Source organism: Acinetobacter sp. Gutcm_16, from assembly GCF_028649355.1.
GTDB lineage: Bacteria > Pseudomonadota > Gammaproteobacteria > Pseudomonadales > Moraxellaceae > Acinetobacter > Acinetobacter johnsonii.
Genome location: NZ_JAQSUV010000037.1, coordinates 149,663 through 167,665, shown reverse-complemented (window position 1 = coordinate 167,665; position 18,003 = coordinate 149,663). Strand labels below are relative to the sequence as shown.

The 18,003-nt window shown below is 42.9% G+C and carries 22 protein-coding genes; 19 read left to right on the top strand and 3 right to left on the bottom strand.

All coding sequences use genetic code 11. The annotated features are described in order from the left end of the window. Positions 1-9: 9 nt before the first annotated feature. Complete coding sequence (locus PTT44_RS16465) at positions 10-558, bottom strand: NUDIX hydrolase (protein WP_010325974.1); 549 nt, start codon at positions 556-558, stop codon at positions 10-12. Positions 559-681: 123 nt separating this feature from the next. Between PTT44_RS16465 and PTT44_RS16460 the strand changes: the two genes are divergently transcribed. The 9 genes from PTT44_RS16460 to PTT44_RS16420 all read left to right on the top strand — a co-directional run bounded on the left by PTT44_RS16460 (position 682) and on the right by PTT44_RS16420 (position 8,944). Beyond that, complete coding sequence (locus PTT44_RS16460) at positions 682-1,284, top strand: NUDIX hydrolase (protein WP_273795713.1); 603 nt, start codon at positions 682-684, stop codon at positions 1,282-1,284. Positions 1,285-1,307: 23 nt separating this feature from the next. Further along, positions 1,308-1,838 (top strand): gamma carbonic anhydrase family protein, encoded by a 531-nt coding sequence (locus PTT44_RS16455; RefSeq protein WP_273795712.1) that lies wholly within the window; start codon positions 1,308-1,310, stop codon positions 1,836-1,838. A 129-nt stretch (positions 1,839-1,967) separates the two neighbouring features. Further along, a complete protein-coding gene (tsaB, locus tag PTT44_RS16450; RefSeq protein ID WP_273795711.1) occupies positions 1,968-2,633 on the top strand; it encodes a tRNA (adenosine(37)-N6)-threonylcarbamoyltransferase complex dimerization subunit type 1 TsaB in 666 nt (221 codons plus the stop codon). A gap of 12 nt (positions 2,634-2,645) precedes the next feature. Beyond that, positions 2,646-3,470, top strand: coding sequence for an undecaprenyl-diphosphate phosphatase (locus PTT44_RS16445; RefSeq protein WP_238893908.1), 825 nt, complete (start codon positions 2,646-2,648; stop codon positions 3,468-3,470). Next, positions 3,464-4,282 (top strand): class I SAM-dependent methyltransferase, encoded by an 819-nt coding sequence (locus tag PTT44_RS16440; RefSeq protein ID WP_159153699.1) that lies wholly within the window; start codon positions 3,464-3,466, stop codon positions 4,280-4,282. The genes PTT44_RS16445 and PTT44_RS16440 overlap by 7 nt, the downstream gene beginning before the upstream one ends. 123 nt (positions 4,283-4,405) lie before the next feature. Next, complete coding sequence (locus tag PTT44_RS16435; RefSeq protein ID WP_273795710.1) at positions 4,406-5,782, top strand: C13 family peptidase; 1,377 nt, start codon at positions 4,406-4,408, stop codon at positions 5,780-5,782. A gap of 23 nt (positions 5,783-5,805) precedes the next feature. Next, positions 5,806-6,642, top strand: coding sequence for an S-formylglutathione hydrolase (gene fghA, locus PTT44_RS16430; RefSeq protein WP_273795709.1), 837 nt, complete (start codon positions 5,806-5,808; stop codon positions 6,640-6,642). Positions 6,643-6,768: 126 nt separating this feature from the next. Beyond that, positions 6,769-7,878 (top strand): YjgN family protein, encoded by a 1,110-nt coding sequence (locus PTT44_RS16425; protein ID WP_004694984.1) that lies wholly within the window; start codon positions 6,769-6,771, stop codon positions 7,876-7,878. Between the two features lie 10 nt (positions 7,879-7,888). Beyond that, the gene (locus PTT44_RS16420; RefSeq protein ID WP_273795708.1) at positions 7,889-8,944 is read left to right on the top strand and encodes a M48 family metallopeptidase; all 1,056 of its coding nucleotides are present in this window, start codon (positions 7,889-7,891) and stop codon (positions 8,942-8,944) included. An 18-nt stretch (positions 8,945-8,962) separates the two neighbouring features. Here the strand turns inward: PTT44_RS16420 and PTT44_RS16415 are convergent, their stop codons facing one another. Next, positions 8,963-9,238 (bottom strand): DUF2218 domain-containing protein, encoded by a 276-nt coding sequence (locus tag PTT44_RS16415; RefSeq protein WP_273795707.1) that lies wholly within the window; start codon positions 9,236-9,238, stop codon positions 8,963-8,965. A gap of 178 nt (positions 9,239-9,416) precedes the next feature. Here PTT44_RS16415 and rpe point away from each other — a divergent pair, with 178 nt between their 5' ends. The 9 genes from rpe (at position 9,417) to PTT44_RS16370 (ending at position 16,357) form a co-directional block, all read left to right on the top strand. Continuing rightward, positions 9,417-10,103, top strand: coding sequence for a ribulose-phosphate 3-epimerase (gene rpe / locus PTT44_RS16410; RefSeq protein ID WP_004694978.1), 687 nt, complete (start codon positions 9,417-9,419; stop codon positions 10,101-10,103). 431 nt (positions 10,104-10,534) lie between these two features. Then, on the top strand, positions 10,535-11,005 hold the full coding sequence (locus PTT44_RS16405) for a hypothetical protein (protein WP_273795706.1): 471 nt from the start codon (positions 10,535-10,537) through the stop codon (positions 11,003-11,005). Positions 11,006-11,050: 45 nt separating this feature from the next. Continuing rightward, a complete protein-coding gene (locus PTT44_RS16400; protein WP_273795705.1) occupies positions 11,051-12,919 on the top strand; it encodes a copper resistance system multicopper oxidase in 1,869 nt (622 codons plus the stop codon). After that, positions 12,906-13,199 (top strand): hypothetical protein, encoded by a 294-nt coding sequence (locus PTT44_RS16395; RefSeq protein ID WP_168159402.1) that lies wholly within the window; start codon positions 12,906-12,908, stop codon positions 13,197-13,199. Before PTT44_RS16400 ends, PTT44_RS16395 begins: the two co-directional genes overlap by 14 nt. After that, on the top strand, positions 13,186-14,112 hold the full coding sequence (locus tag PTT44_RS16390) for a copper resistance protein B (RefSeq protein ID WP_168159401.1): 927 nt from the start codon (positions 13,186-13,188) through the stop codon (positions 14,110-14,112). The genes PTT44_RS16395 and PTT44_RS16390 overlap by 14 nt, the downstream gene beginning before the upstream one ends. A gap of 233 nt (positions 14,113-14,345) precedes the next feature. Then, entirely contained in the window at positions 14,346-14,663 is a 318-nt protein-coding gene (sugE, locus tag PTT44_RS16385) for a quaternary ammonium compound efflux SMR transporter SugE (protein ID WP_005400191.1), read from the top strand. 82 nt (positions 14,664-14,745) lie between these two features. Continuing rightward, on the top strand, positions 14,746-15,063 hold the full coding sequence (gene sugE, locus PTT44_RS16380) for a quaternary ammonium compound efflux SMR transporter SugE (protein WP_168159400.1): 318 nt from the start codon (positions 14,746-14,748) through the stop codon (positions 15,061-15,063). A gap of 33 nt (positions 15,064-15,096) precedes the next feature. Beyond that, positions 15,097-15,582, top strand: a complete 486-nt coding sequence (locus PTT44_RS16375) for a methylated-DNA--[protein]-cysteine S-methyltransferase (RefSeq protein ID WP_168159399.1) — start codon at positions 15,097-15,099, stop codon at positions 15,580-15,582. 121 nt (positions 15,583-15,703) lie between these two features. After that, positions 15,704-16,357 carry a nuclease-related domain-containing protein gene (locus tag PTT44_RS16370; RefSeq protein ID WP_252726144.1) on the top strand — a complete coding sequence of 218 codons (654 nt, stop codon included), beginning with the start codon at positions 15,704-15,706 and terminating at the stop codon, positions 16,355-16,357. A 116-nt stretch (positions 16,358-16,473) separates the two neighbouring features. Here PTT44_RS16370 and PTT44_RS16365 read toward each other — a convergent pair whose 3' ends face one another. After that, a complete protein-coding gene (locus PTT44_RS16365; RefSeq protein ID WP_168159397.1) occupies positions 16,474-17,241 on the bottom strand; it encodes a hydroxymethylpyrimidine/phosphomethylpyrimidine kinase in 768 nt (255 codons plus the stop codon). A gap of 93 nt (positions 17,242-17,334) precedes the next feature. Between PTT44_RS16365 and PTT44_RS16360 the strand changes: the two genes are divergently transcribed. Beyond that, positions 17,335-17,979: an HAD-IA family hydrolase gene (locus tag PTT44_RS16360; RefSeq protein ID WP_168159396.1), complete on the top strand. Its 645-nt coding sequence runs from the start codon at positions 17,335-17,337 to the stop codon at positions 17,977-17,979. The last annotated feature ends 24 nt before the right edge of the window (positions 17,980-18,003 follow it).

Below are 18,003 nucleotides of genomic sequence, written 5' to 3'. Positions count from 1 at the left end.
TAGGCAACATTAACCTGTATGGTCTAAGCGTGTACCTAGGGTTTCGAGATGAAGATTAAATTGATTACTTTTACGGTCGGCAAAATAGTGACGTAAGGTATGTTCGACACTTGGGAAAGCCAGTTCTGACCAAGGAATTTCATCTTCTTCAAATAAACGACATTCAATGCTTTCTTCGCCAGCACCGAATTTTCCATCCACTAAGTTCGCTTTGAAGAGCACATAAATTTGACCAATACGCGGAATATTGTACATGCAATATAGCTGTTCGATTTCAACTTCCGCTTCAGCTTCTTCACGGGTTTCTCGTGCAGCACCTTGTTCCATGGTTTCAAACAACTCCATGTAACCTGCTGGTAAAGTCCATAGCCCATAACGCGGTTCAATAGCGCGGCGGCATAACAATACTTTATTTTCCCAAAGTGCGAGTGCGCCACAAATCACTTTAGGGTTCACATAATGAATAGAACTACAAGAGGTGCAAACACGACGCAATTGATGGTCGCCAAGAGGGATTTGTTCTGTTGTTTTTTGTCCGCAATTGCTGCAAAAGTCCATATTCATCATCAATGATAAAGTTCAGACTCAGCATAACTTAAAAATTAAATTTTGGCATCATTTCTCTTTTTTCAGTATCAAATTCAGCTATGATGAAAAAAAGAATGATGGGGACGACGTTCAATGGATGAACATTCATTAACACGCATACTGCAGCAACAGTTACGGTTTTCAAGCAAAATTAAATCGGCAGATGCAGCTGTGTTAATCGCGATCACCAATGAAGAAAATCCCAAAGTTTTACTGACCCGCCGCTCTGTTTACCTATCTAATCATGCTGGTGAAGTGTCTTTTCCTGGCGGAAAAAGAGATCCGCAAGATACCAGTAATATCGTGGTTGCCTTGCGTGAAGCTTATGAAGAGACCGCATTGAATCCTTTTGATGTACAGCTGCTCGGTGATTTGCCGATGCAAAAGGCCCGTAATGGCATGCTAGTCAAACCTGTGGTCGGGCTGATTCCGCCTGAAGTCGAATTGGTTGCCCAGCCGACAGAAATTGATCGTATTTTCTTTGCATCACTCAAACAGCTGATGGAAGTGCCTGCGGTGCCTTATGAAGTTCGTTTTGCCCATCAATCTCTCTATTTTCCGAGTATGCGGGTGGAAAATGAAATTGTTTGGGGGCTGACAGCACGTATGTTGGTTGCATTATTTCAATATGGTTTAGGCTACCATAAAGAGTGGCCATTTTTAGTCAATTCACCGACTTTTCGGCTCCCAAAGTAAGTTGAGTATTTTAAGGAAAAAATATGTTGTACAAATTTAAAGGTCATGCCCCACAGGCAATGCATCAACCATGGAATGGCTGGGTTGCGGAAAATGCTACAGTGATCGGTCAAGTCGAATTGGGGCAGCAGGTTAGTATTTGGTTTGGGGCGGTCGTACGTGCAGACAATTGCAAGATTCGATTAGGTGACTTTACCAATATTCAGGAAAATGCGGTTTTACATACCGATGCTGGGATTGAAATGAATATTGGCAATTATGTCACGATTGGGCATCAAGCCATGTTGCATGGTTGCACAGTGGGGGATAATAGTCTGATTGGGATTAATGCTGTCGTTTTAAACAATGCTGTGATTGGGAAAAATTGTATTATTGGCGCGAATGCACTGATTCCGGAAGGTAAAGTCATTCCAGATAATTCTCTGGTTATGGGCTCACCGGGTAAAGCGGTTAAAACTTTGGATGAAACGGCTGAGGCTCGTTTGAAAATGAGTGCCTTGCATTATGCCGAACATTTTAAACAGTTTACGGACTTAGAACCTGCATATTTATAAATCTGCTTTTTCAAATATAGCCTAGATTTTTCTAGGCTTTTTTAGCTCTGTTCCGAGAACATCTCGCCTAGTGCTTTTGAGTGGAGTATCATAGCCACGTTTTTATAGATTAAATCATTAAGGTTGTGCATGAAAGTGCTGGCATTGGAATCTGCAAATGAGCAGTGTTCCGTCTCTATTGTAGATGAAAATCAAGAACTTTTTTTCCAATTGGATACGCGCGCAAAAGCACAAACGCAAACGATTCTACCAATGATTGAACAAGGGTTTTTACAGTTGGATATTAAGACAGAAGATTTGTCTTGTATCGCTTTTAGCCGTGGTCCTGGTTCTTTTAGCGGCGTTCGTATTAATGCCGCCGTGACTCAAGCTTTGGCATGGTCGAATGATTTGCCTGTGATTCCCGTTTCAACCTTACAAGCGCTCGCACAAGCTGCACATCGTGTGTATGGTCTAACCACAGTCACAGCAGTTTTAGACGCTCGTATGAGTGAAGTCTATATTGCAAGTTTTCAATTAGATGCAGATGGCATCATGCAAGCCGTCGATGAAGAGCAGCTTTTAAGCTATGCCGCGGCTACTGAATGTACACCGTTTATTTTAGTTGGTTCAGGCGCAACCTTAATTGACCCATCACAAATACAATACAAAGATTTAAGTGCAACCGCGCAAGATATTGCCACAATTGCGCGCAAGAATGCACAGCAACAACACTGGGTGAGTGCTGAACTTGCACTTCCAGTCTATTTACGTGATAACGCTTGGAAAAAAATCCCGGAACAGGGCAAAGCATAATTAGGGTTTTTTATGGATCTTTTACTGCTGCTCAAAGCGGCAATTATGGGTATTGTTGAAGGTATTACTGAATTCTTACCCATTTCGAGTACTGGACATTTAATTTTAGCTTCAGAACTCATGAATTTCTGGACCAAAGAAAAAAGTGATGTCTTTGTGATCGCCATTCAAATGGGGGCAATTGCAGCCGTCATTTATGAATATTGGGCACGTTTGTGGGGGGCAGCAACGGGGATTTTTAGTGGTGAACCCCAAGGTCGCCGTCTCGGGATTGGGCTAATTTTAGCATCGATTCCTATTGTGCTGATTGGTTTGACATTTGGTCAAACGGTGAAAGAGCTTTTATTTAATGATATTGCCATTGCCATTGGTTTGATTGTGGGTGGCTTGATTATTATTTGGATTGAAAAGCATCCACCACAAGAGCGCGTGCATGAAGTTGAAGACCTGAGTATCAAAGATGCGATTTGGATTGGCCTGATTCAAGTGCTGTCTTTAATTCCAGGGACATCACGTTCAGGGGCAACCATTATTGGTGCGATGTTTTTAGGTGTATCGCGCAAAGCAGCCACTGAGTTTTCATTTTTCTTGGGTATTCCCGTAATTATTGGTGCAGGTCTGTTAGATTTGTACCAAAGTGCGCATGTGTTTGACGGACAACAAGATTGGATGGTATTGGCAACAGGCATTATTGTTTCTTTTATCTCGGCTTTACTGTTGATTCGTGCTTTAGTCGCTTATGTGGCGAAGCGTGATTTCATGATTTTTGCATGGTATCGCATCGCTTCAGGTTTAGTGATTCTATTGTTTGCCTTTACGGGTTGGAAGTTATGGTAAGCCCAATGCGCTTATATGTGGAACAAGAGCATTTAGAAAAAGCACAGCACTATGTTGCTGTGCTTTTTTCTCGTGGTGTCGAGGTCAGCATCGAAGTCGCCGAAAAGTTAAATGCACGTTTCTTCCGTTTTCATCCTGAACTGGGTCTGTGTGCCGATGCCGATGGGCTTTGGCTTTGTGCCAATGGCATGAAAATGCAGCCGGATTGGAAAGCTGAAGTTCCACGTTTAAAGCGTGCGTCGTTAAAGTCTGAAATGATTGCTCGTGCTTGCCACTTGACTGAAAAACCTAAGCTTATTGATGCAACGGCAGGGCTTGGGCATGATTCACTGCTCATGGCACATTTGGGCGCCAATGTCACTTTGGTAGAACGCCATCCCATTTTATTCACCTTGTTAGAGTCAAGTAAGGAACAGGCTTTGCAAGATGCATTTTTAAACCCTGTAGTGACTCGAATTCACTTGGTTTTTTCAGATTCCGCACAGTATCTGCAGCAACAAGCAGAGCAGGGCAATACGGTCGATGTGGTTTATCTAGATCCGATGTTTCCGCAACGGGATCAAAATCAGCAAGCGGTGAAAAAACAGGCACAAGTGAAAAAGCAAATGCAGCTTTTACATATGTTATTGCCTGAAGATGGTGAAATGGATCTGGGCGATAATCTGCTTGGCTTAGCGCAAAAAGTGGCAAAACGGGTGGTGGTCAAACGTCCTCGCTTGGCCGTATTTTTGGCAAATCAAGAAACTACTCATCAGTGGCTGGGGGATGCATGCCGTTTTGATGCCTATTTTCAGCATGAACGCTTAGACTGAAGTGGAAGACTGCTTCAAAAGTATGCAAAGATTTGTTATATAGTTAAAAACATCATTGATAAAATGCTGATCAAGCATAAACTTAGTGTGTCCCTACGCAAGTCACAATTTAATTAGAATCTTATGATCGACTTCAAACCCTCCATCAACTTTTGGCATGATTTTAAAAGCAACCAAACTGCGGGGATGTGGTTGTTTCTGGGTTCACGACGTTCTTTGCAAATTGTCCATCCTTCGATTATGCAGCTCATTTTTTGGGGGATTTTAGGTGGCTCAGCCAATACTTTATTTAGCTGGTTGAGCGCAGGAGAGATCGGTGACTTTAACCCACAAGGTTTGGTCAGTTACGCACTTTGGCCTTTTATTGCCCTGATTGTCGGGATTTTTCTGTCTCAACGGGTGAATAATCCGCGTTTGATGTTGGTACCAGCACTGCTCTGGTTGGTGTTGGATACGCATATCGCGTTGTTACAAAGTTTTATCCAATATTTAGGCATGATTGATGTCCTGCCGTATTTCTTCTACGACTACCTGCCGAATGTGTTCATGGTACTGTTTGTTTGGCAGAGTTTGGCTGTGGTGTGGGTGTTTTCGCGTGAGCTGAAATGGCCTTGGTGGGAGCGTGCCTTGATTGTCTTGGCCACGCTGTTTACCCTTGTGGTTTGGCAAATGTCAGTGACCAGTCAGCCGATTTGGAAAGTAGAAGAAACACCACCAACCTTTGCAGAAGATGCCTTTTATGCACAAAGTCGCTTACTCAATAAAGCACTAGAGTCTGTGCAATATGGCGAATTTGCCCAGTCACATTGGTATTTCCTTGGTGTAGCGGGAGCGAGTTATCAAGATGTATTTCGCTCAGAAGTCGAGCGAATCAAAGAACAGTTCGATACGCGTTTTGGTACGTTGGGCCGTTCGATGATGTTGGTGAATAACCCTGCTACACGGACAGAAATTCCGATAGCTTCTAAACACAGTATTGAAATGGCGCTGCGTCGTATGGGACAGCAGATGAACCGTGAAAGTGATGTGTTATTTTTATATATGACCTCGCATGGTTTACCGAACCAGTTCGAAATGGAAAATGCACCTTTAGACTTAACTCAGGTCGACCCGAAATGGTTACGTGAAACCTTAGATGCATCGGGCATTCGCTGGCGTGTGATTGTTATTTCATCGTGTTTCTCTGGGAGTTTTGTGCCTGCACTGCAAAATGACAATACCTTGATCATTACTGCTTCGGCAGCAGACCGTCAGTCTTTTGGTTGTACCAATGAAGCAGATTATACTTATTTTGGTCGGGCGTTTTTTGATCAAGCAATGCGTGAACAAAACAGTATAGAAACTGCTTTTAGCCAAGCACAAAAGACTGTGAGCCAATGGGAAACAGCACAAGGCTTTGAACCGTCTGAACCACAGTGGTCGATGGGTAAAAATATGGAGCTGATGCTTCCTCAACTTGAACAGCGCTTGTTTCCACCTAAAGTTGCTACAACCCCTTAATTTGGATCTAAAAAGGAACCCTGATGGAATTAGTACAATCTAACCGTAGTTTTGATGGTGAACAGCGTATTTACCGATTTAATTCCATCAGCCTTCAAGGCGAGAGCAAGTTTGGTATTTATTTACCCGCTCAAGCGCTAGCAGGGCAAGCGTGTCCAACATTATTTTATTTGGCAGGTTTAACCTGTACTGAAGATACCTTTGCCATTAAAGCGCACGCACAGCGTTTAGCAGCTCAGCTAGGTCTGATTTTGGTAACGCCTGATACTTCACCTCGTGGTGAACAGGTTGCGCAAGGTGATCATTGGGATATTGGGCAAGGGGCAGGTTTTTATATCAATGCCACCCAAGCACCGTGGGCTGAGCATTTCCAGATGGAAAGCTATGTCGCTGAAGAGTTGTATGATTTGGTGATTCAGCAGTTTGCTGTACAAGCAGAGCGTATAGGTATTTTCGGGCACAGCATGGGCGGTCATGGTGCTTTAACCTTGGCCTTGAAATATCCTGAGAAGTTTAAGTCGGTGTCTGCATTTGCTCCGATTTGCGCACCAAGCCAATGTCCTTGGGGCGAAAAAGCGTTTTCAAACTATTTAGGTTCAGATCAAGCTGAGTGGCTGAAACATGATGCAAGCGCTTTGGTCCAAACAAAAACAGCCCATTTTGCCGATATTTTAATTGATCAGGGTTTGAGTGATCAGTTTTATAGCCAGCTCAATCCTGCATTATTTCAGCAAGCCTGTCAGGCTGCGGGCCAGCCACTGATGCTTCGCGAACATGCTGGCTATGACCATGGTTATTACTTTATTCAAAGTTTTATTGATGATCACCTGCAGTTTCATGCCGTACAGCTCGAATCTTAAATCTTGATTTGTCATATTTATTCTTAATTTTTGACTAGAAATCATCCAGCACTGGCATTAACATGGTTGGGTGATTGATTTTTTGTTCTTAAAAAATAAAACAGTAAAACAATAGATAGGGTATACATGCAAAATTCAGAGGCATCTTTGCCACCTGTAGAGGCTTCTTTTGAAGCAAGCTGGCCACCTCCACCAGCTGTTCCCACGGATGAGCCAAACGCCTATTTGGGACAGACCTTTCGTTTCCAATTCCGTGGTAATGCCCGAGAGTACTTTGGCATTTGGATTGTGAATATCTTATTGACCATTGTTACCTTCAGTTTATATGCGCCTTGGGCGAAGGTTAGACGCTTACGCTATTTTTATGGCAACACGGTGTTTTATCGCCGCAAGTTTGATTTTACGGGTGTACCTACACGTATCCTGATTGGTCGAATTATTGCTTTGGGCGTGTACTTTGGCGCTTCAGCTTTGGCTCAGGTATCTTGGCAAGCTTCTTTAATTGGTTTCCTCATCATCTTTTTATTGGTTCCGTGGTTGGTGCGTTCAACCATTCGTTTCCGAGCGCGGAACAGTAAATTTGGTAATAGCCGCTTTTATTTTACAGGCACGACCAAAGAAGCCTATATCTTGGCGCTGAAAGGCATTTTGATTTACATCTTTACCCTTGGGATCTTTTTCCCAGTGCTGTTTTGGTATTTTAAAAAATACACGCTGGATAACTTACAACTCGGGCAGTTACGTTTTGAGCTACATGCCGATTGGCCTGACTATATGCGTGCCATGTATGTGCCCGTATTTTTGTTTATTGGAATTGTCTTTGTTTTAGGGTTATTCGTTGCCTTCACCCTTCAAGTTGGGAGCAGTTCTCCAACCCAGTTTGGGATCATCGTGGCGGTGATTTATATGATTGCTGCTTTTATGATTTGGCCGTTGATGATGGCGCGTATTTTTATTACCACATGGAATAAAGCCACGTTGGGGCGTAGCCCTTTCCAAACGGACTGTGGTCAGATGCATTATGCATGGATCGTGATGACCAACTGGATTTTAAAAATCCTCTCGCTCGGTTTGTTATCTGCATGGGCTGCGGTACGTTTATATCAGTATCAAATTGAGTCATTAACTTTAACCCTAAAAAATGATCCAGATCGTATGTACAATTTGGCTCAAGATGACCCGAATGCCATTGCTGAAGAGCTGAGTGATATTTTTGACATCGATATTTCGCTGTAACGAGGCTTAAATGCAGGAACAAAACATCACCTTTTACGATGGGCAGATTTCTAAGCCTTATCCAGCCACGATTGCACCGATAGACCGAGAAACGGTGTTGATCTGTTATAACCAGCAGCAGCGTCGTTATTACTATGCCGATATGCAGTTGATTGGGGCATTGGGGCAGATTCAACCTGTGATTGAGTTGAAAGATGATGCACGGATTGAATTTCCACAAGCATTGCCTGACTGGTTTGAGTTGAACAAAAAGCATGTACAGCATTCGATTTGGAAATTAGAACGCTCACCAAGTCTCATCTTGTTTAGTGTGGTGTTTGTTGCCGCTTTTATCTTCGCCATTTTAAGATGGGGTATTCCAAGCACAGCACATTATGTCGCGATGCAACTACCTGCCGATACCATCTATAAACTCGGCGATGAAGCGCAAGAACAAGTGTTTAAGCTGACGGGACCTTCGACTATCCCTCTTGCACGTCAAAAACAAATCATACAAAGCTATCAAGACCTTGTTGCCAATGGGCAACCTGCCAAAGTACTGTTTCGTGCAGGTGGACAAATTGGAACGAATGCTTTAGCGCTGCCAAACAACACCATTATTCTGACCGATGAACTGGTTAATTTAGCCAAAGATGATCATGAAATTATTGGGGTTTTAGCACATGAGCAAGGGCACTTGGTCGAGCGGCATAGCTTACAGCAAGCCTTATCCAGTTTAGGTTTTAGTGTGCTATTGATTGCGGTGACGGGGGACAGTTCGGCCTTATTTACAACTTTGCCTGTGGCTTTGGTTGGTGCCAGTTATTCACGCAATTTTGAAAGTGATGCGGACTTGTATGCCATGCAAGTGCTGGATAAAAACCATATCTCCTGCTTACATTTGGCAAACTTTTTAGCGCGTATGGAAGATGATGCACGTGCCGAAGAGGAAGAAAAGCAGCCGCAAGGGAAGTCCGAAGAAGAGGAGGACGGTGGCATTGGTTCATTTTTCCAAAGTCACCCTGCGACCCAAGAGCGTATTGCGGCTATTCGCCAATTTAACCAACAGCAACGGTTATCAAACTAATTCAATTCAGCCGCTGACTTAAACTTGTGTCCATGTTGCCGTGAGTGGCGTTTGTCCCATACGGATCAGGTGGTCTAAGACCACGTGTTCTAAGTGACTCAGTTTCTCTTCACTCGCCTCAATGCTGACATGTAAATGTTCGGCTTGAGGGCTTAACTGTATGCGGGCTTCAGGCATGATAATGGTAAAACTACTGGGTTCTTGTTCGATTTCAAACTTATGTTTCCAATGATTCACCAGTCGTTTTGCAATTCGAGCCGCATCTGTCGTGACAATATCCGCAGTACTTTTCATATTTACCTCGTCGATTGATCTCTTACCATAACAGTTTCAAGTCAAATGAAAAGTTGAATGTTGCAACGCTACGTTGCAAATTTAGAAAGCTTAGCGCTTTCTTTTTTCACAAGTCCCAGTTCAAAAGCTGAATTTGCTATAATGCGTTCATTCCCTTTTGTATAAGCCAGGTACACGCATGTCCAAGCCTTATTTAATTGCACCATCTATTCTCTCTGCTGACTTTGCCCGTTTAGGTGAAGACGTTGAACATGTACTTGCAGCAGGTGCAGACGTGGTTCACTTTGATGTGATGGATAACCACTATGTGCCAAACCTGACTTTTGGTGCGGGTATTTGTAAGGCCCTCAAGAACTACGGCATCAAAGCCCCAATTGATGTGCATTTGATGGTCAAACCTGTCGATCGCATGATTGGTGACTTCTTAGAAGCAGGCGCGGACATTATTACCTTTCATCCAGAAGCCTCTGACCATATCGACCGTTCTTTACAGTTGATTAAATCAGGCGGTGCAAAAGCGGGTTTGGTCTTTAACCCAGCAACGCCGTTACATTATTTAGATTATGTGCTCGATAAAGTCGATCAAATTTTGTTGATGAGTGTGAACCCAGGTTTCGGCGGTCAAAAATTTATTCCGATGACTTTAGATAAACTACGTGAAGCGCGCAAAATTATTGATGCTTCAGGGCGTGATATTCGTTTAGAAGTAGATGGCGGCGTGTCGCCTGCAAATATTCGCGAGATTGCGGAAGCGGGTGCAGATATGTTTGTTGCTGGTTCAGCTATTTTTGGAAAACCAGATTATAAAGCTGTGATTGATGATATGCGTGCAGAGCTTGCAAAAGTGGGTGCGGTAAAGGTTTAAGCTCATAGGTATAAATGCTATACATCTTGTGGATAACTTTATGGATAAACTGGTGGATATCTATGTTGATAACGATATGGATAACTTGATTAATATTCAAACGTTTACACAGCAAGGGTTTAGTATTTAGACGTTAAATGTATAAAAAGGACTCATTTTAGTCCTTTTTTATGCTGTGAAAGCCTGATTGTTACTGATGCTTTATTCATCTTTACTTAAAAATAGCACTGTTTAAAAAATAACTTTATTGTTTAAGTGTGCGTAGTGGCTAAACCGTCGCAGTAATTGAATTTAAATTTATAAACTTGTGTATAAAGCATTCTTTGCTTATCCTGTAGATTGGGATCAGCAACAAAAAGTCAGGCATTTACATGCACAGAGCGTTTTGTTGCGTTGAAATATCATTCTTCACTGACTAAATAGGATTGATTGTGCGTTCATTGCTCAAGACACATTCTTGGTTTGTCTTACTCATTATTTTGGTAATGGGGTGGAGTGGTATTGCCCAAGCTTCGGCAGCACCGGTGCATCAAATGATGCAACTCAGTATGCAGACTGCAACCAGTGAGCAAAGTTCAGCGCATGCAACAGGTATGCAAAGCATGCCCGACTGTCATCAAACGAAGTCATTGAGTCCAGTCTCTGGACATCAAATGCATATGGCTCAAAGCGACATGACAAAGAGCAATTGTCATGCGTCGGATATGCTGCACAATAAGCAAGTTCAGTGTCAGGAGTGTGCACAGTATCACTGCCAAACGACGCTGACGCTTTTAGACGTTGAACCGCTTGCAGTGGTTCAGCTTGAAGCCGCTTTAGTACAATCATCCCCCCATTTTCGTTATCAAGCTCAACATCTAGTGGGCTATTGGCAAGAAATTCTACGTCCTCCTAAAGCCTAATCCTGATTTTTAAAACTTTATTTTTAAAATTATTAGGATTTAGCCATGTCTATTCAATTTAAACAAAGCCTCATCCTTGGGGCATGTCTGATGTCATCTTCTTGGAGCTTTGCCGCAGTCAAAGAATACCAATTGGTGATTGATGAAAGTCCCGTCAATTTAACCGGCAAGTCGCTCAAGCGGATTAGTGTCAACGGACAGTTTCCAGCTCCCTTGCTTGAGTTTGAGGAGGGCGATGATGCGGTCATTCGGGTTAAAAACAACTTAAAAAAACAGGATTCATCAATCCACTGGCATGGTTTGCTTTTACCTGGGCTGATGGATGGTGTACCAGGTTTTAACGGGTTTAATGGTATTCAGCCGAAGAGCGAATTTGTCTATAAGTTCAAAGTGCGCCAAAGTGGCACTTATTGGTACCATGCGCATTCTAAAGGACAGGAACAAGATGGGCTGTATGGCGCATTGGTTATTTATCCCAAAGACAAAAAGCCTTTAGCTCAGCATGAAAAAACTGAACGTGATTATGTGGTGATGTTATCGGACTTCCATGAGCAGAGTAGTGAACAGATTCAGAAGAATTTGAAGATTTCTGCCGAATATTATCAAAATCAGCGTGAAACCGTTGCTGACGTGTGGAAACAAGTACAGCGCGATGGCTTAAAAGCCGCGTGGCAAGACCGTTCCATGTGGAACCAAATGCGCATGCTAAAAACGGATCTGTCGGATGTTACGGGTTATACCTTTCTGATCAATGGTAAAACGCCTGAGCAGAACTGGACAGGTATGTTTAAGCCGAATGAGAAGGTTCGGTTGCGTTTTATCAATGCCTCAGCCATGTCATTTTTTGATATCCGTATTCCTCACTTAAAAATGACGGTAGTCAGTGCAGATGGTCAGCCTGTTAAACCCGTTCCTGTGGATGAGTTTCGGATTGGAACTGCTGAAACTTATGATGTGATTGTGGAACCGAAAGCAGGGCATTATCAAATTGAAGCAGAGTCGATTGACCGTTCAGGCTACGCGATTGGAACTTTACACAATGAGTTGACTCCAATGGCACAGAGCATACATATGCCTGCGCCACGTCCACGCTCATTGTTGACCATGGAAGATATGGGGCACGGCTCAGAACATTCAGGTATGGATCATTCACAGATGAACCATGAAACAATGCCTGAAATGGATCACTCCAAAATGAACCCTGAAGCGATGCCTGAAATGGATCATTCGAAGATGAATCATGCGGCGATGGCTGGTATGGATCATTCAAAGATGAATCATGAGACCATGTCTGAGATGGATCATACACAGATGGGTCATGCGCAACAGAATACGACAGCAAGTTCGGTACAGGAAGCTGTTACACCAGTGTATGGGTGGGCGAATGCCTCTACCCCTAAAGGTGATAAGGCATTGCAATATAGCGATCTGAAATCCTTAGAGCCTCAAAAAGATACCCGTGAGGCGACGAGCGAGTTAGTGATTCGTTTGGGTGGAACAATGGAACGCTATTTGTGGACTATCAATGGGAAAAAATTTAGCGATGCTGAACCGTTAAAAGTGAAGTACGGCGAGCGTATTCGGATCAAATTTATCAATGACAGCATGATGGCGCATCCGATGCATTTACACGGTATGTTTATGCAACTGGAAAATGGACAAGCCGCAGTTGATATGCCAAATAAGCACACTTTGATTGTGCCACCGGGCAAAACAGTGACTGCTTTATTGACTGCCGATGAGTTAGGCGAATGGGCCATTCACTGTCATCTGCTTTATCACATGAGCTCAGGCATGATGAATAAACTGATTGTGGCCAATGTGAGTGATAGTCAGGTGTCCACCACCCCAATTCAAGAGCAAAAAACAGCAGCTCAAGCTGAACCAAAAGGAGATGAACATGCGCATCACTAATCTTTTTTCAGGTTTTGCCCTAGCTGTTAGTGTCTTATTGAGTTCGTTTGCTATGGCTGCCGAATCTCATGCACAGCATGAAAAACAAAAAGCCAAATCAACAAGTCAAGTTCAGTCCAAAGATATGGCACATGAGCATCATCAGCATAGTGCCGATGAACATGCTCAGATGCTGAAACAGAAAAATGCGGTTGGTCAGTCTTCATCGGAGAAGCAAGCTCAAACTCAACCAAGCAAGCAGCCAAATGTTCAGAAAGGAGATCATCATGCGCACCATTAATCTTTTTTCAAAAAGCATATTGAGCAGTTCTTTCGTGTTGATGAGTGCTGCGGTTATGGCGCATGAAGGGCATCATATGCCTGCTGAAGCAAATGCAAATATGTCCATGACCACTGAGTCCGTGATGTCACAACATGCACAGCATCAGGCGATGACCACTCCACCTCAAGCTGCTCCACAGACTAGCGCACAACATGTACAGCAGATGAATCATGATTCAACAGCACATACGCATGATCACCGCAAAGAGCACGGTGCGCAAATTTATGCGGTCACCACTGTCGATAACAAATGGTTGCTGAGTGAAGATGGTGATGGCGGTTTAAAGTCTGAGTTTGAAACCCGTATCGGGACAGATGAAAATAAGCTGTTTATCAAAGTACATGCGGATAAGCAGGAAGCGCGTAAGGCTGAGTATGATGCCAAAGTGCTGTATAGCCGTATGATTTCAGACTTTTGGGATGTACAGACGGGTGCACGTTACCGAGCTGAAAAAGTGGAGCGTGAACAGCATGGGTGGGATACGGAAGAAAAAGTAGATGGGGTGCTTGGCTTACATGGTTTAGCGCCATATTTCTTTGAAACCGATGCCTATGTGTATGCAGGTGCAGACAACTATGTTGCGTTTAGTTTAGAAACTGAGCGGGACTTGTTGCTGACCCAAAAGCTGATTTTTAAACCTTATTTAGATATGAATATTATTTTCAGTGATGACTCTAAATATGCCAAAAAATCAGGCCTTAGTAATGCAGCTGTCGGTCTTGAGACGCGTTATGAAATCAGCAAAAAAGTCATGCCTTATGTGGACATTGCCTATGAATATAGCAAAGGCAATGAAGCAACGGCTTGGCAGGCTGAAAGTGACGAAGAGAAAGGTTGGCAGTATGGAATGGGTCTTCGCTTTAAATTTTAAGTCGGACGTTTAGGTTTAAAGTGAATATCTAAGATTGCACTAAGGCTGTGCTGAAAGAGTGATCTGCTGATTCAGATCACTCTTTTTTGCGCTTCAATGATTTCTAAGTGTAAAAATAATTCATTTTGGTGCACTCTTTGCTATAATTTGAGGCATATTTAGGAGGAACGACCTCCCTCATATTGAGAAAATTCGTCAGGACGGCCTGACTCTAGTAAAGAGGAGTCAGTAGCATGGCTTGGGTTTTTCTGATCTTTGCGGGTCTGTTTGAAATCGTTTGGGCATATTCAATGAAACTGTCCGAAGGGTTTAGCAAACTCACACCCAGCATCATTACCATTGTGTTCATGATTTTAAGTTTTGGTTTACTGGCCTATGCAATGCGAACATTGCCGCTAGGGACCGCGTATACCATTTGGACAGGAATTGGTGCGATTGGGTCTTTCTTGGTGGGGATTTTTATTTTAGGTGAGCCAGCAACTGCTATGCGGATGTTTGCTGCGGTGCTGATTGTATCGGGCCTGATTTTGATGAAACTCTCATCAAGCTAAATTCATTCAAATATGTAGAGCTTCAAGCGATCCTTCGTTTGAAGCTTTGTTGTTTCTGCTCTATGTAAAAGGTGTGTGACGTATGGCGTGGGTGATTTTAATTGTCGTAGGTTTGCTCGAAGTGGTTTGGGCTTATGCAATGAAAGTATCGGATGGTTTTACTAAACTGACGCCGAGTATTTTGACTCTTGTATTTATGGTGGCCAGTTTTGCGCTGCTGTCTTATGCCATGAAGACCTTACCTTTGGGCACTGCCTATACCGTTTGGACAGGGATTGGCGCGATTGGTTCATTTTTGGTTGGTATTTTGATTTTGGGTGAACCAGCCAATGCCATGCGGATGCTCGCAGCGGTTTTAATCATTTCTGGACTTGTACTGATGAAACTTTCATCGTCATAATATTGTATACATAGACAATTTTTGTGGTGAACCATGCGCTTATTTTTTAAACACATGCCATCTCCTGTCGGGGTACTGAGACTGGTGGCACATGATCAAGCTTTGGTTGCCGTATTGTGGGAAAATGAAAACCCCAAACGGGTACGTTTAGCTGAGCTGATCGAACACAATCAGCATCCGATTTTGCTGGAAACAGAGAAACAGTTGAGCGAGTATTTTGCGGCAAAGCGTCAAAGTTTTGATTTGCCTTTGGATTTTGCGGGGACAGATTTTCAGAAGCAAGTTTGGCAGGCTTTACTGCAAATTCCGTTTGGTGAAACCCGAAGCTATAAAGATATTGCGCTACAGATTGGCAATGTCAAAGCTGTTCGTGCTGTGGGCGCAGCCAATGGTAAAAATCCGATTTCAATTATTGCGCCGTGTCATCGGGTGGTAGGTGCGAATGGAAAATTGGTCGGCTTTGCAGGCGGTCTGGACAATAAAGATATTTTATTGACGCTTGAGAAAATTACGAATTAAGTTCGTTTTTCGGAGTTTTTATGCTCGTATTTTAGTTTAATAATTTTAAAATCAGTACCTTGTCTTTTAATCTATATTCTTTTAAAGAATCGTGTCTCTAACTCAAATAACGATGAATAATATGATGAGTCAAATTGTGGGGAATGTGTTTTCAGAACTGTGGTGGATGCTACTGATCTTGTTCGGGATTGGCCTTTTAAAAGCGTTTAAGCCCTATCTGAAAGGAAAGTTTGGCGAGTTCGCAGTTCAAGCGCATGTAAAATTATATTTGGATGAGCGTTATATTCTAATTAATGATGTGACTTTGCCTGATGAGCAGGGTGGGACGACTCAAATTGACCATATTGTATTGAGCCCTTTTGGTGTTTTTGTGATTGAAACCAAAAACTACAAGGGGTGGATTTTTGGTGGTGAACGACAAAAGATGTGGACACAGAAAATTTATAAAAAGAGTTTTAAATTTCAAAATCCACTGCATCAAAACTATAAACACATCAAAGTGCTGCAAAGTGTGTTGCACGATATTGTCGATGTAGATTATATCCATTCTGCTGTGGTGTTTATGCCTGAATGCGAGTTTAAAACTGCAATGCCCAGTACGGTATTTAAAGGTAAAGCATGGGTCGATTATGTTAAGACCTTTAATACAGAAGTGATTCCAGTGATGAAACTGAAACGGATTCAGCTTCGGATTGAAAAAGAAGTGTTAGAGAAGTCATGGAAAACCAACCGTGAGCATGTGGCACATTTAAAACAACGCCATCAAGATGGTTAAATACTCCATTTCAAAGGTGACTCATTCATTTTGTGCCGAAAATAAAATCTAGAATTTAAAAAAAGCCAGTCCATGAAGAAATGGACTGGCTTTTACCTTTGCAGTTTTTTTCTAACTTAAAAACGCTTTGGAATTTTTTGACCGCCTTCAACAGGTGTTTCTGCCTGTTTTAATACACCAAAGAGCCATGTTTCGGCATGATGTACTGCGACTTTAACACTGTCACCTTGCGCCAAACGACCTGCAATAAAACTCGCCAGCGAACAACCTGAACCGTGATATTCGCCTGCTAAACGCGGGCAGCGAGTTTCAGAAATGAGCTCGCCATTCACAAACAGGGCATTACGAATATAGTCTGGTGTGTCTTCATGACCACCTTTGACCAGTACCGCTTTGGCACCCATTTCAAATAGTTTTTGTGTTGCGGCGTCTAAGTCGTCGAGACCTGTTAACGCTCGTAGTTCAACTGTATTTGGGGTAATAATGTCCGCCAATGGGATCAGTTCAACAAAAGCTTTGACCAATGTGGCTTGATCACCCAGTGAACCGCCACTGTTTGCCACTAAAACAGGGTCGAGCACATACTTGTACTCAGGATGTTCACGTAGAAACTCAGCCAGTGCTGCAATATTATCTGTGGTGCCTAACATGCCAGATTTTACGGCTTTAATTGGTAAATCACCGACAACAGCGTGGGCCTGAGCTAACAGCAATTCTTTTGACATTGCCTCAAAGCCAAACACTTGTTGCGAGTTTTGAACAGTGAGTGCTGTACACGCAATGGCTGCATGCGCACCACTTTGACCAATCGCTTCGATATCGGCCTGTAAACCAGCACCACCTGAAGGGTCTAAACCAGAAAAGCACAGTACGGTTGCGCGCACAGAAATATCCTTGTTGCGAAAATTTGCGATAGTATAGGCAACTTTAGCAGAACTCTCGATAGTATTTTATTTAAAGCCCAAGAAGGATCAGCTGTGATTAAACATATTTTGCTAGATTTAGATGGAACATTAACAGATCCGAAAGTTGGCATTACCACCAGTGCGCGTTATGGCTTAAACAAAGTCGGACATCCCATTGCTGAAGATCTAAACATTGACTGGATTATTGGGCCACCACTAAAAGCGTCTTTGGCAAAACTCTTAAATGTTACAGTGGACGATGTTTTGGCAGAGCAAGCTTTATTGGGCTATCGTGAGCGTTTTGCGGTGAAAGGTTTATATGAAAACCATTTATTTGCCGATGTTGAACCGACCTTAAAAAAACTGACCGAGCAGGGCTATCACTTATATTTGGCGACAGCAAAACCAGAAGTCTATGCCCGTCAAATCTTAGAGCATTTCAATTTACTGCAATACTTCGTGCATCCTTATGGCAGTGAGCTGAACGGTGAGCGCACCAATAAGGGAGAGTTGATTGCTTATATTTTAGAAAAAGAGCAGTTAAACGCAGAAGAATGTCTGATGGTTGGTGATCGTGAGCATGACATTTTGGGTGCACGTCGCAACGGCATTGAAACCATTGCGGTGGAATACGGTTATGGTTCTGATCAAGAGTTGACGGAAGCCGCACCTAAAGCACGAATTAAAACCTTTGCCGATATCTTGGACTTGATTTAACGCAGACAGAATTTAATTCGGACA

Bases quoted from the DNA above. Each gene is read 5' to 3' on its own strand.
- PTT44_RS16435 (WP_273795710.1), top strand. From the start codon at position 4,406: ATGATCGACTTCAAACCCTCCATCAACTTTTGGCATGATTTTAAAAGC.
- PTT44_RS16415 (WP_273795707.1), bottom strand. From the start codon at position 9,238: ATGAAAAGTACTGCGGATATTGTCACGACAGATGCGGCTCGAATTGCA.
- PTT44_RS16465 (WP_010325974.1), bottom strand. From the start codon at position 558: ATGGACTTTTGCAGCAATTGCGGACAAAAAACAACAGAACAAATCCCT.
- PTT44_RS16455 (WP_273795712.1), top strand. From the start codon at position 1,308: ATGTTGTACAAATTTAAAGGTCATGCCCCACAGGCAATGCATCAACCA.
- PTT44_RS16370 (WP_252726144.1), top strand. From the start codon at position 15,704: ATGATGAGTCAAATTGTGGGGAATGTGTTTTCAGAACTGTGGTGGATG.
- PTT44_RS16400 (WP_273795705.1), top strand. From the start codon at position 11,051: ATGTCTATTCAATTTAAACAAAGCCTCATCCTTGGGGCATGTCTGATG.
- PTT44_RS16375 (WP_168159399.1), top strand. From the start codon at position 15,097: ATGCGCTTATTTTTTAAACACATGCCATCTCCTGTCGGGGTACTGAGA.
- PTT44_RS16395 (WP_168159402.1), top strand. From the start codon at position 12,906: ATGCGCATCACTAATCTTTTTTCAGGTTTTGCCCTAGCTGTTAGTGTC.
- tsaB (WP_273795711.1), top strand. From the start codon at position 1,968: ATGAAAGTGCTGGCATTGGAATCTGCAAATGAGCAGTGTTCCGTCTCT.
- PTT44_RS16420 (WP_273795708.1), top strand. From the start codon at position 7,889: ATGCAGGAACAAAACATCACCTTTTACGATGGGCAGATTTCTAAGCCT.
- PTT44_RS16460 (WP_273795713.1), top strand. From the start codon at position 682: ATGGATGAACATTCATTAACACGCATACTGCAGCAACAGTTACGGTTT.
- PTT44_RS16445 (WP_238893908.1), top strand. From the start codon at position 2,646: ATGGATCTTTTACTGCTGCTCAAAGCGGCAATTATGGGTATTGTTGAA.
- sugE (WP_168159400.1), top strand. From the start codon at position 14,746: ATGGCGTGGGTGATTTTAATTGTCGTAGGTTTGCTCGAAGTGGTTTGG.
- PTT44_RS16425 (WP_004694984.1), top strand. From the start codon at position 6,769: ATGCAAAATTCAGAGGCATCTTTGCCACCTGTAGAGGCTTCTTTTGAA.
- PTT44_RS16440 (WP_159153699.1), top strand. From the start codon at position 3,464: ATGGTAAGCCCAATGCGCTTATATGTGGAACAAGAGCATTTAGAAAAA.
- rpe (WP_004694978.1), top strand. From the start codon at position 9,417: ATGTCCAAGCCTTATTTAATTGCACCATCTATTCTCTCTGCTGACTTT.
- sugE (WP_005400191.1), top strand. From the start codon at position 14,346: ATGGCTTGGGTTTTTCTGATCTTTGCGGGTCTGTTTGAAATCGTTTGG.
- PTT44_RS16390 (WP_168159401.1), top strand. From the start codon at position 13,186: ATGCGCACCATTAATCTTTTTTCAAAAAGCATATTGAGCAGTTCTTTC.
- fghA (WP_273795709.1), top strand. From the start codon at position 5,806: ATGGAATTAGTACAATCTAACCGTAGTTTTGATGGTGAACAGCGTATT.